At 61.9% G+C, this 11667-nt stretch carries 13 protein-coding genes and 1 other RNA gene; 8 read left to right on the top strand and 6 right to left on the bottom strand.

Going from position 1 to position 11667, the window contains the following annotated elements:
* Positions 1-19 precede the first annotated feature (19 nt).
* The 3 genes from ACQZ5H_RS13070 (at position 20) to ssrS (ending at position 905) form a co-directional block, all read left to right on the top strand.
* Positions 20-295, top strand: coding sequence for a DUF4164 domain-containing protein (locus tag ACQZ5H_RS13070; RefSeq protein ID WP_112719868.1), 276 nt, complete (start codon positions 20-22; stop codon positions 293-295).
* 13 nt (positions 296-308) lie between these two features.
* Positions 309-686, top strand: coding sequence for a cell division protein ZapA (locus tag ACQZ5H_RS13065; protein WP_112719867.1), 378 nt, complete (start codon positions 309-311; stop codon positions 684-686).
* 60 nt (positions 687-746) lie between these two features.
* Positions 747-905, top strand: a non-coding RNA gene (gene ssrS / locus ACQZ5H_RS13060) — 6S RNA.
* A gap of 1 nt (position 906) precedes the next feature.
* Here the strand turns inward: ssrS and ACQZ5H_RS13055 are convergent.
* Positions 907-1071: a hypothetical protein gene (locus tag ACQZ5H_RS13055; RefSeq protein WP_449097966.1), complete on the bottom strand. Its 165-nt coding sequence runs from the start codon at positions 1069-1071 to the stop codon at positions 907-909.
* 84 nt (positions 1072-1155) lie between these two features.
* Here ACQZ5H_RS13055 and ACQZ5H_RS13050 point away from each other — a divergent pair, with 84 nt between their 5' ends.
* Entirely contained in the window at positions 1156-2076 is a 921-nt protein-coding gene (locus ACQZ5H_RS13050; protein ID WP_449097965.1) for a LysR family transcriptional regulator, read from the top strand.
* Between the two features lie 4 nt (positions 2077-2080).
* Here ACQZ5H_RS13050 and ACQZ5H_RS13045 read toward each other — a convergent pair whose 3' ends face one another.
* Positions 2081-2482, bottom strand: a complete 402-nt coding sequence (locus ACQZ5H_RS13045) for a hypothetical protein (RefSeq protein WP_449097964.1) — start codon at positions 2480-2482, stop codon at positions 2081-2083.
* A gap of 278 nt (positions 2483-2760) precedes the next feature.
* Between ACQZ5H_RS13045 and ACQZ5H_RS13040 the strand changes: the two genes are divergently transcribed.
* Entirely contained in the window at positions 2761-3957 is a 1197-nt protein-coding gene (locus tag ACQZ5H_RS13040) for an MFS transporter (protein ID WP_449097963.1), read from the top strand.
* Between the two features lie 48 nt (positions 3958-4005).
* Here the strand turns inward: ACQZ5H_RS13040 and ACQZ5H_RS13035 are convergent, their stop codons facing one another.
* On the bottom strand, positions 4006-4329 hold the full coding sequence (locus ACQZ5H_RS13035; RefSeq protein ID WP_130282013.1) for an ArsR/SmtB family transcription factor: 324 nt from the start codon (positions 4327-4329) through the stop codon (positions 4006-4008).
* A 54-nt stretch (positions 4330-4383) separates the two neighbouring features.
* Here ACQZ5H_RS13035 and ACQZ5H_RS13030 point away from each other — a divergent pair, with 54 nt between their 5' ends.
* Both ACQZ5H_RS13030 and ACQZ5H_RS13025 read left to right on the top strand, forming a co-directional pair.
* The gene (locus ACQZ5H_RS13030; RefSeq protein WP_199629053.1) at positions 4384-4878 is read left to right on the top strand and encodes an SRPBCC domain-containing protein; all 495 of its coding nucleotides are present in this window, start codon (positions 4384-4386) and stop codon (positions 4876-4878) included.
* Complete coding sequence (locus ACQZ5H_RS13025; protein ID WP_449097962.1) at positions 4875-5249, top strand: hypothetical protein; 375 nt, start codon at positions 4875-4877, stop codon at positions 5247-5249. The genes ACQZ5H_RS13030 and ACQZ5H_RS13025 overlap by 4 nt, the downstream gene beginning before the upstream one ends.
* Positions 5250-5256: 7 nt before the next feature.
* On the opposite strand, the gene ACQZ5H_RS13020 is transcribed toward ACQZ5H_RS13025, so the two are convergent.
* Genes ACQZ5H_RS13020 through ACQZ5H_RS13010 form a run of 3 tightly spaced genes read right to left on the bottom strand, consistent with a single transcriptional unit; the run spans position 5257 to position 10047 of the window.
* Positions 5257-7425, bottom strand: coding sequence for a glycosyltransferase family 2 protein (locus ACQZ5H_RS13020; protein ID WP_449097961.1), 2169 nt, complete (start codon positions 7423-7425; stop codon positions 5257-5259).
* Entirely contained in the window at positions 7410-8696 is a 1287-nt protein-coding gene (locus ACQZ5H_RS13015; protein WP_449097960.1) for a hypothetical protein, read from the bottom strand. The genes ACQZ5H_RS13020 and ACQZ5H_RS13015 overlap by 16 nt, the downstream gene beginning before the upstream one ends.
* Positions 8697-8748: 52 nt before the next feature.
* Positions 8749-10047, bottom strand: a complete 1299-nt coding sequence (locus tag ACQZ5H_RS13010) for an HlyD family secretion protein (protein WP_246777439.1) — start codon at positions 10045-10047, stop codon at positions 8749-8751.
* 581 nt (positions 10048-10628) lie between these two features.
* Here ACQZ5H_RS13010 and gnd point away from each other — a divergent pair.
* Positions 10629-11648, top strand: a complete 1020-nt coding sequence (gene gnd / locus ACQZ5H_RS13005) for a phosphogluconate dehydrogenase (NAD(+)-dependent, decarboxylating) (protein ID WP_199629056.1) — start codon at positions 10629-10631, stop codon at positions 11646-11648.
* Positions 11649-11667: the final 19 nt, after the last annotated feature.

Genomic DNA, 11667 nt, shown 5'->3' with positions numbered 1-11667 from the left:
GGAACACCGGACTTAAGACATGACGCCCACAGGCACTGCCATGGAAACCGCGCTGAGCGAGCTCAAACAGGCCATCTCCGGCCTGGAGAATGCCGTCGACATGCGCATCGAACGCCAGCGCGAGCAGGGCGACATCGAGAGCGAAGTGCGCCGGGTTCATGCCGACCGTTCGAAGCTGGCGCAGGAGCTGGATCAGGCGGAATTCCGTGCGAACCGCCTGGAAGAGGTCAACCGCGAGGTCTCCCGCCGTCTGGTAACGGCGATGGAAACCATCCGCGCGGTTCTGGACCGATAAAGGAAGCAGCGATATGGCGCAGGTGACGGTAACGATCGACGGCAAGGCCTATCGCATGGCCTGCGAGGAAGGCCAGGAAGGCCATCTGACGGATCTCGCCAACCGCTTCGACGGCTATGTCGGCCACCTCAAGGGCCAATTCGGCGAAATCGGCGATCTCCGGATCACGGTCATGGCCGGTATCATGGTGATGGACGAGATTGCCGAGCTGACGCGCCGGGTGGCGGGTCTCGAGGCCGAGCTCGAAGGTCTGCGCAGCAATCGAGACACCGTGGTTGCTGCGACGGCGCGCACCGAGGAAACGCTGGCGCAGGCGCTCGGCGAGGTGACGAACCACATCCGCATCATCACCGAAAAGCTCAACAACCGGGCACCGGCCGAGCTGAATTAATTCGCCGGGACAGCACGCACTGCCACTGGCGCAGTCCTCAGAACGTCCTTATATATTGCCTGCGATCTGCGCCTCTCGACAGGAACCACAATCCCTGGGGCCATACTCGATCCAAAGGGAGCTGTCCCTGACCAGGCCCGTGGGCCTGGACATATGGCGCCCACCTACGTTTGTAGGCACCCAGGATCGTAAACATCCATCGGTTGCCGCGGATCGCACTTCATTTTCCGGCGCGGGGCGAGGTATCGCCGATGCCGATGTCTTCCTTCAAGTGATTGCTCAGTCCCAGCGCCTTTTGCGGTGCCGGCGCCTGTTTGCCTGCGGGTACATATGCGGCGATGGCGGATTTGATCCAGGCATTCAGAATGTTCATCGATAGCGTCATGGCTCTTCTCCCATGAAGCCAGTTTATGCAGGCGTCTTGTCGGCGTACAATGAAACTCGCTCTGACATTTCATGAGAGATTTTCATGTCAAACCGGCCGCTGCCACCGCTATCGACCCTGCAGGCCTTCTGCGCCATCGCCGAAACCAGCGGCTTCGGGCGGGCCGCAGAAAGGCTGGGGCTGACGCAAACTGCCGTCAGCCACCAGATCGCCCAGCTCGAGGGATGGCTCGGCGAGCGGCTTTTCGAGCGCGGGCGGCGCGGTGCGCGGCTGTCACCGGCGGGTTTGAAGCTGCACCCGGATATTGCTGCGGCGCTGCAGAGCCTTGAGACGTCGCTGCATCAGGCGCGAGCGGCAAGTGCCAGTCCGTCGCTTGCGATCACGACGACACCGGAATTCTCCAGCCAGTGGCTGGCGCCGAGGCTCGAGAGCTTCTGCCGCCGCTATCCGAAGATCGAGGTGCAGATCGCGGTCAGCTATAAGCGCCCAGATTTTGCCAATGCCGATCTGGCGATCTGGCTTGGCCGCGGTGGGCCGGAGGTGGTGACGGAACCGTTGCTGCTCGACGACGAATTCGTGGTCTGCGCCCCCGAAGTCTCTGCCCGGCTTCCGAAGAGAGGCGCGATCCGCGCGGCGCCGCTGCTTGTCTATCGCGGCATGCGCCATACCGTGCTCGACTGGCAGCTCTGGTTCGAGCAGATCGGCGGCGATCCCGACGCGCCGGAGCTCGCCGGCTACGACATCACTGAAGCGGTTCGTGAGGCGAAGGTCTTCGATACGTTCGAGGAGATGCTGGAGGCATGCGGGCGCGGGGAGGGCTTTGCGCTGGTGCGCAGTTCGCTTGCCGGTGCGGGTCTTGCTTCAGGCACCCTGAAGCGCTGCTTCATCGAGCAGCAGCCGGCGGCGTTGAACTATGCGATGCTCTACCCGGCGGGAGCGCTGGAGAAATCCTCCGTCGCGCTGTTCCGCCAGTGGCTGCTTGAAGAGACCGCTTCCGCCGGCTGACGGTCTATTCGGCGGCTGCCAGATAAACCGTGTTCTCCGAGGCTGAAGCCAGCGCCTGGACGCGGGCTTCGGCCTTGGCGATCAGCTGGTAGAACTCTTCCTGGGCATCGACATCCAGCTGGATGACGGCATTCACGTCATCGGGCGTATCGCAGATGCAGGCAACCGCCGAGATCGGGCAGATGCCGCCGGGATAGCGCTTTCCGGTGCCGGTATAGGCGCGGCGGCCCCAGCGTTCGGAATAAACGGTCTCTTCGCGGTCGAGATGCAGGATGGTGCCCTTGCATTCGGTCACGATCGCCGCCTTGCCATAGGCGAACCAGTGATAGTTCAGTTTGCGCAGGATATATTTTCCGGTGATGTCTTCGCCGGCCAATTCCGCAGGGTCTTGAATCATTCGGATCATCAACGGGTCCTCGAAAGTGTATGCAATATCCGTTATGTATCTCTGCGCCGCAAGTCGGAAAATTCCTGCCTTTGCAACGGTTTAGTCACAATGTGTTTCCGATTCTTACAAACTGCGCATTCTTGATAGCTGCGAATTAATGCCGTTTGATGAATTGAATTCACAAGTGTTGGGCGCTGCCGCCCGATTATGCCGGGCGCCGCCATCATCCATATGGAGATCCGAACAAGAAAGGCTGCCCGTTTTATCCGGGCGCCACAGCTATCGGATCTCTCATCATGCCCCTTGCTCTTTTTGCGCTCACGGTCGCGGCCTATGCGATCGGAACAACGGAATTCGTGATCGTCGGCCTGCTGCCGACCGTTGCGCAGGACCTTCACATCACCCTGCCGCTCGCCGGCCTGATCGTCAGCGTCTATGCACTCGGCGTGACCTTCGGTGCGCCCATTCTGACGGCGCTGACCGGGCGTATCGAGCGCAAGCCGCTGCTGCTCGGCCTGATGGCGCTCTTCATCGTCGGTAACACGCTGGCGGCGCTCAGCCCCGGCTACGCGCCGCTGCTCGTTGCCCGCGTGCTCTCTGCCTTTGCCCATGGCGTGTTCTTCTCGGTGGGTTCGACGATCGCTGCCGATCTCGTGCCGGAGAACCGCCGTGCATCGGCAATCGCCATGATGTTCATGGGCCTGACGGTAGCGATCGTCACGGGCGTTCCGCTCGGCACCTTTATTGGCCAGACTTTCGGCTGGCGCGCCACCTTTGCCGCCGTTGCCGGTCTCGGCGTCATCGCCTTTGCTGCGATCGCCGTTCTCTTGCCGTCGACGCTCAGCAAGGCCGAACCGGCGACCCTGCGCCAGCAGGCCGGCGTGCTCGGCAGCGGCAGGCTGCTGATCGTCTTTGCTATGACCGCGCTCGGCTATGGCGGTACCTTCGTCGCCTTCACCTTCCTCGCGTCGATCCTGCAGGACGTCACCGGCTTCTCGGCTTCCTCGGTAAGCCTCATCCTAGTGCTCTATGGTCTAGCGATCGCGGCCGGCAATATTGTCGGCGGCCGGATTGCCAATCGCGACCCGGTGGCGGCGCTGACCTGGCTGTTCGTGGCGCAGGCCGCCGTGCTCCTGCTCTTCAGCTTCACGGCTGTGTCGCCCTGGCTGACGATCCCGACGCTTGCTGCCCTCGGCTTCCTGTCCTTCGCCAATGTTCCCGGCCTGCAGCTCTATGTCGTCCAGCTCGCCAAGCAGGTTCGCCCGGCCGCCGTCGACGTCGCTTCGGCCATGAACATCGCGGCCTTCAATCTCGGTATCGCCCTTGGTGCCTGGATCGGCGGTCTGGTCGTCGAGTCTAGCCTTGGCCTACAGGCAACGCCGTGGGTCGGCGCGATCCTTGTTGCCGGTGCGTTGCTCCTGACGCTGCGGAGCGCCGCTCTCGATCGCCGCGAGGCGCAACCGGTTGTGGAGCCGCTGCGGAAGGCAGCGTGATCTGCGAGAAATGGAATGATGAGACGGGCGCTTCGGCGCCCGTTTTCGTCAGTCCTCGAGATCGGTCCTGAGGCGATCGATGATCGAGAGCGAGTGGCCGGCATAGGCGCTGATCCAGCGGTCGTAGATCTGCTTGATCGGCAGGCTGTTGAGATGGTTCCAGCGCTCGCGGCCTTCTTTCTTGGCCATCACCAGATCAGCCTCTTCCAGAACCTTCAGGTGCTGCATCACGGTGCAGCGGTCCATTTCGGGAAAGCTCTCGCAGAGCATGCCCGTCGTGCGCGGGCCATCCTTCAACAGATCCAGAATCTCGCGGCGGCGATGATGGGCAAGGGCCTTGAAAACCGGGTCGTTTTGCGATTCGCTTGACATGTTATGTTTTTATAACATAATGACGGTATTGGCAATGAGAGAGGAGTAAGTGTCATGTCCCTCGCAATTCGTGTCGGTGGCCGCGTTGGCCGCCCTGCGGCTGAGGTGTTCGATGCCGTCGTCAATCCCAAGAAGCTTTCGAGCTACTTCACGACGGTTGGTGGAGCGAGCGCGCCGCTGGTGAAGGGTACGACGGTGACCTGGTGGAAGGATGCGCCCGTCGAGGTCATCGATCTCGTGCAGGACGAGCTGATCGTGTTGCGCTGGGACGGCGGCACCGATGCCGACAATGTCCGCTACAAGACGACCGTCGAAATGAAGTTCGATGCGCTCGACGATGGCGGCACGATGGTGACGATTTCCGAGAACGGCTGGCGGGAGGACGATCCCGGCCGGCGCGGCACCTATCTCAACTGTGAAGGCTGGAGCAACATGCTCTGCTGCATGAAGGCCTTCGTCGAATACGGTATCAACCTGCGCGACGGCATGTTCCTCAGCGAAATGCGAGGCGTGCCGGCTGAAGCGCCAGATTATGAGAAGCTGTCATGAGCGAGCTTTTGTATGGAGGCGTGGATGTCGCCATGAAGGTACCGACGCGTCAATATGCCGAGGTGCTGGATTTCTACCGCGATGTCGTGAAGCTGAAGGAGATCGGCAATGACGGCACGCGCGGCTTCGAGCTCGGGCCGATCCGGCTCTGGATCGACGAGGCGCCGGGAATGAGCCAGGCCGAAGTCTGGCTTGAGCTTTTCACGCCCGATTTCGACAAGGCTGCCGATCACCTGCAGCGGTCCGGCATCCGGCGGTGCGACGCGATCGAGCCGCTCGGCGAGAGCTTCCGTGGCGGCTGGATCCTCAACCCCGCGAACATCGTTCACATGGTTCGCGAGGAGAGCACCTGGGAGCCGCCGGCTGCCTGACAGGCGACTATTCGGCGGCCGGCGGCATGAGCCCGCGGGCGGGTGCAGGCAGCGCCTTTGCGCCACCGGCAATCACGCCGCCCGGTGACGGTCTCCAGCGCGAACGGCGGACGGCAACGGTATTGGCTGCCGTTCGCGTCTTTCCGGCATAGGCCGATGGCTTCTGGAACATCCGGTTGAACAGGGCGCCCATGGCGGCCAGCGGATAGGCGCGGCCGGGCATCGCCTCCGGCATCTCGCTATAGAGCCGCTGGATCATCTTGCGCCGCACGATTGCCGGATGCGCATGGATTTCCTCGCTCTCGCGCCGTTCCTTCACTGCAACGATCGAGACGGCAAAGACCGAGCGGTTCTGATCGACGCGCTCGATGCGGCCTGCGACATCGAAGCCCGGGAAGGGCGAGAACAGCAGCAGGTCGCCGATGCGGCTGTCGGCGGTCATCCGCTTCTGCTGCAGGCTGATCTCGGCCTGCGTCAGCGACATCGTATCGACGGTGCAGGGGAACGCCTGGCCGTTGCAGGTCATCGCCGTCTTGCGGCCGAGCGGGAAGCGGATGGCATCCAGCGGTTCGCGTGGCAGCTCGATGCAGACGAGCATCGAGACGAATGCATAGACCATGACCACCATGCCCCAGGCGACGCTGAAGCTGTCCAGGCCGCTGTAATTGCTCAGCAGCGGGCCGTTCAGCATGCCGGTGAAGGTCAGGATGATGATCAGCGCGAAGGTGGTGGCGATCGGATAGAGAATGTCGACACGGGTGCGGTCCTCGCCCTTGGCGGTCACCTTGAACGGCCGCCCGAAGGGATGGGCGATCGCGTGGCAGATGGCGATGGTGATCGGGATCGCCGAGACCATCTGCGAGACCTCGGTGAACAGCGGCAGGCTGCGCCAGCCGGAGACCCAGGCATGGAAGGTCCACATGGCGCCGACCATCGGCAGCGCGTAGAGGAAGAAGGCTTCGGGTTCCATCAGGATGGCGGGCAGGCCGAGGAAGTAGAAGAGGATCGGCGCCGCCATCAAGAGCAGCATGAACGGCCGGCAGAACCAGAAGAGCAGCCCGTGGAAATAATGCAGCCGTTGCATCGCCGTGTAGCCGCGGCCGAAGAACGGGCCGTCGCGCAGCAGCGCCACCTGAATGGTGCCGAGGCACCAGCGGCAGCGCTGGGTGATGTAGCCGGAAAGGCTTTCCGCCGATAGGCCGACGCTGAGGCGCTCGTTCAGCCAGCGGGTGCGCAGGCCTTTCTGCATCAGGCGGTAGGTGAGGTGGATGTCCTCGGTCACCGTCTCCTCCGGCATGCCGCCGATCAGCTCCAGCGCATCGCGGCGCACGACGCAGGAGGTGCCGACGCAGAAGGCCGCACCCCAGCCGTCCTTCGACGGCTGCATGACGTCGAAGAAGATGCGCTGGTCGTCGACCCAGGCCTTGGAGGCCAGGAGGTTATGCTGCACCGGATCGGCATTGTAATAGAACTGTGGGGTCTGGATCAGGCCAATTTCGGGATCGACGAACTGGCCGATGATGCGCTTCAGGATGGCGCGCTGCGGCGCAAAGTCGGCGTCGAGGATCAGGATGAAGGGGGCGTTTGTGATCTGCTTCGACCAGCGGATGGCATTGTTGATATTGCCGCCCTTGGCGCCCTTGTTGTCGTCACGGGTCAGATAGCGGACGCCGAGCTCGGCGCAGTAATCGCGCAGCCACTGTCGGCGGCCGTCGTCGAGGATCCAGATGGTGAAGTTGCCGTAGTCGATCGCCTTGGCGGCGAGGATCGTCCGCTCCAGAATGGTGACGTCCTCATTATAGGTGCAGATGAAGATGTCGACGGCCGGCGGCTTTCCCATTGCCGAGATCATCGCCTCGCTGGCGTCGGCAGCACCGCTATGATCGGTGCGGCGGAAGAAGAAGACGATCGACAGCAGCGTATAGAGGATGACGACCGCCTCGAAGGCGAGGTAGATGCGCGGCCAGAGCGCATAAGCGCTCCAGTCGAAATCCGGCAGCGTCGTCGTCACGCGGAAATAGACGTAGTTTGCCAGCATCAGGATCAGGATGGTGCCGAAGAGCACGCGGTCCTTGCCCTTGCGGCTGTCGAGCAGCAGGGCGCAGCAGAGGATCAGCGCCAGCGTGATCAGTGAGAACAGGATGGCATCCGAAAGCGTGACTACTTCTGGGGACATGGCTTTTCCTCGTTCTTTGCCGCAAAGGAATCTGCACTAAAGGGATTGATGCCGAGCGCCGCGAGCACGGCCCATCCTGTCGCCCCGACATGGGGCAGGCGGTAGTATTTGAAGTCGCCGGGCTCGGAATTCGGTCCGACCTGCAGCCCGGTCGTCAGCTGTTCGTCGACGGTGGCGTAGATCAGTTTCTCCGGCGAGATTTGCGTCGATATCGTCTGGAACAGCGGTTCGGCCTTCTGCGGTTCGCCGACCACCTGATAGACGAGGGCGGCCTGCGCCGTTCCCTCGAGCCAGATGCCGTCGCGATCGTTGTTGAAGTCGAAGCCGCCGGGGACGCCGTGATTGGCTTCTGTCCACTCGAGCACCTGCGGCGCCTTGGCTTTGAAGTCCTCGACGGCGATCAGCGGCCAGAGTTCGGCGTCGAGACCGGACATGTTGACGTTGGGCGCGTTGCTGTCGGGAACGCTGCCGATATAGAAGCGGCCCTCGGCCTTGTTCCACATGGCATCGAGGAAGTCTTTGGCGCTCTCGCCGTCATGCTCCCAGTCGCCGGCTTCGTCGATCGTCGCCAGCCAGTGATCCGCGGCATAGATATCGAGATTGTGCTCCGTCGATTTCCAGGTCATGCGATCGGGTGTCGGTTCGTGGCCGAAGAAGCCGCCGAAATAGCCGGGGTTCTTGGGGTCGGCGGTCGAGCGGTGGATGAAGTCCATGATCTTGCGGGCGCCATCGAGATAGGCGGTCTGGCCGGTCTCGGAATAGGCGGCGAGCAGCCCGAGCGCGCCCCAGGCGATGCTGCCGGTGGCGCTGCCGACCTGATAGCCGTCCTCGATCCAGGAATTGCTGGCCGTGCTCCAGTAGCCGGGAAGCAGCATGCCGTCCTTGCCTGGGATGACCGGGCCGGAGCGATAGGCATTTCGCAGCCGTCCGTCGTGGTAGTGGCGGTCGGTCTCCAGCGCCAGAACCAGCGCATCGGCGACGCGCTTTGCCTCCCTGGCGCGGCCGCAGCCGTAGAGCGCCATCATCGCCAGTGCGTTGTCATAGGTGAAGCCGGTATTGTCGAGCGCCGGGTGCAGTTTCGATCCGCCGTTTGCCGGTTCGAAGCTGCGGAAGACGAAGGCCTGTTCGGGTTCGCCGGTCATCAGCGCGGCAAGGCCATCGCAGAGGGTGCAGGCGAGTTCGGCGCGTTTGGCGTCTGCCATGGCCGCAGTGCTGAAGGCAGGTGCCGCGATAGCGAGCACCGCCGCAATCATGAGTGAACGCAAAACCATATCCAGGTCTTCCCTGTTATCGCGGTCGATAAAGCGAAACGAAAGTGCTCAGTTATTGCTGGAGGCTCGCCAATCTGTGGCCCTTGTCAAAAAGCGCCGACGCGGAGAGCAGGCCGTCCGCCGCTGCCAATTTGTCGACGGCCATTTTCGAGTAGCGGGTAAGGCGCGCGACGACGGTCTCTCCAAGCGAGACAATCACGTCCTCACCGACATGGCATCCAAAGAACTTGTCGTTGTTGGGCTGTCCGGCAGCGGTCAGTTCGACGGGATCGTCGTCGACCTTGACGAGGACATAGACCTCGTCGCCTTCGGCTTTCGGGAACTTGGCGAAGTAGCGGTTCTGCTGGCCGCTGTCGAAATAACGGACGATCTTGTAGACGTGGCCGCTTTTCTTGACGCCGAGCGAGCGGAAATTGACCATGGCGGGCGTGCCGATATCGAGCGAGGAGACATCCCGGCTGCGATAGACGGCAGCGGCAAAAGCCTCGTTGCAATCGAGCGACTTGGCAACCGCCTGGCCCTGCATGACGAAATCGCCGAAGGAGGCGTCGACGCTGACGACCTGGCCGTGATGATCGGCGACGACTTCGGCCGCACCCGACTTGCCGAGCCGGCCTTCCTCGCGGTTGATCAGCTTTTCGACCTGCGCCTTGCGCTCCGTCATCTGGTTGATCTCGATATTGTCCTCGGCGATATCGCCGGCGAGCTTGGTGCGCTGCATCTCCAGCGTCAGCAGGTTGGCGGCGACCGTGCCGCCCGTGTAGATGTCACGGCTGACAAGCGACTGGACGATCTCGTTGCGCTTCAGCTCGCCGCGGGCGGCATCGAGCTCGCCCTGGGCGGCATTGCGCTTCTGGCGCTGCGGCTCGACGCTGGCCTCGGAGGTCAGCCCCTTCTTCAGCATTGTGGTGGCGCGCTGCAGCAGCGCATCCTGCTCGGCGAGCCGCGCTTCGTAGATCTCGACATTCGACTGGGCGTTGCCGATCACGGCGCCGAGCTCGCTCAGGACACCGTCCTTGACGTCTGCGATCTGCGCCTTGACCTTGCTCAGCTGGTCGTTGCGCTCGGCGACGACATTGATCGTGTTGTTGAGCTTCTCCGTCAGGTCGAGCTTCTCGAGCCTGAGGCCGGTCAGCGATGTCTGGTCCTGGTTCGGATTGGAAACGGTGGCGGTGACATCGCCGAGATTGACCACCTGGCCGACCTGCAGGTCGATCTTGTCGACGCGGCCATAGATCGGTGATGCGATCATCTGCACAGGGGCGTTGATCACAGCTTTCGGCGAGACGACGAAGAACTGGTTTGGCACCATCGACATGCCGATGGTGAAGAGTAGCAAGAATGCGAACAAATACCCTGCAATCCGCGAAGCGGACAGTATTCGTACGTCTTTTGGGTGAATGTTTATTGGTGTGGCCTTCATATTCTTCAATCCTGAACTGACAAATCATAGATCGAAATTGAAGGGCACTTCCCCCGTCGTTTTTTTTATTTAGTTGTTAATGAAAAAGTACCATCCGACCTCCAGCAAGGCAACTGCTTCTCAAGTGCAAAATTTTGCGGGACAGTGTTGTGACAAAGATGGTCTCCAAGTTAAGAATATGAAAAGAAACGAATTAATCGGCTTTATTTCCGGCATAGAAAATTTTCGTGACTGCAGGAATTGACCGTTTGAAAGCATCCGGCGGTAACTGCCAGGCCTCCGGATGCAACTGCCGAATGCCTTCTGCGGCCCGCCGGGGCAGCGGCTTTTACTGAGTTTTTCACTCCGATTTTAGCACCGGCTACATCTCCTGAGCGAAATGCGGGCCATGCCCCGCGACCGAACGAAGCATTTGCATCTCTGGAATGTGACAGAGACTTCGCTTGCCTGCTGCGGCGTGAGTGCTAGTTTCCGGAATCATATCGATTAGATTCCCAGGAGAATGTGTGATGCAGCTTGGCATGGTTGGTTTGGGCCGTATGGGCAGCTACATGGTCCAGCGCTTGATGCGGGATGGCCATGAATGCGTGGTCTATGATGCGAAAGCAGAAAGCGTTGCCGACCTTACGGGCAAGGGCGCTGTCGGCAGCAGCTCGCTCGAAGAATTCGTTTCGAAGCTGTCGCGGCCGCGTGCCATCTGGCTGATGCTGCCGGCCGCCATCACCGACAAGGTGATCGCCCAGCTCGTGCCGCTGTTGCACGATGACGACATCATCATCGACGGCGGCAATTCCTACTATCACGACGATATCCGCCGCGGCGCCGAGCTGATCACCAAGGGCATCCATTATGTCGACGTCGGCACCAGCGGCGGCGTCTTCGGCCTTGAGCGCGGCTATTGCCTGATGATCGGCGGCGAGAAGGGCATCGTCCAGTCGCTGTCGCCGATCTTCGCTTCGCTGGCCCCTGGGGTCGGCGACGTGAAGCCGTCGGAAAACCGTACCGCAGCCGAGCACAGCACGGCCGAGCAGGGCTACCTGCATTGCGGCCCGCATGGCGCCGGCCACTTCGTCAAGATGGTCCATAACGGTATCGAATACGGCCTGATGGCCGCCTATGCCGAAGGCTTCAACATCCTGAAGAACGCCAATATCGGCGCTGCCACCCATGAGGCGGATGCCGAAACGGCGCCGCTCGCCCATCCGGAATATTACCGCTACGACTTCAATCTGCAGGACGTCGCGGAAGTCTGGCGCCGCGGCAGCGTCATCACCTCCTGGCTGCTCGACCTGACGTCGGATGCGCTGCATGCCGATCCGGCGCTGGCCAAATATGCCGGCCGCGTCTCGGACTCTGGCGAAGGCCGCTGGACGATCATGGCGGCGATCGACGAAAGCGTGCCGACGCCGGTGCTCAGTGCCGCGCTTTACGGCCGCTTCTCCTCGCGCGATCAGGACGAGTTCGCCAACAAGGTGCTCTCGGCGATGCGCGCCGGCTTCGGCGGTCACGTCGAAAAGCCGAAGGGCTGATAGACCCATACTCTCGTTT

The organism is Rhizobium sp. 21-4511-3d (assembly GCF_053522545.1).
The sequence above is the reverse complement of the archived record's forward strand: the minus strand, read 5'-3'. Positions and strand labels throughout refer to the sequence as shown.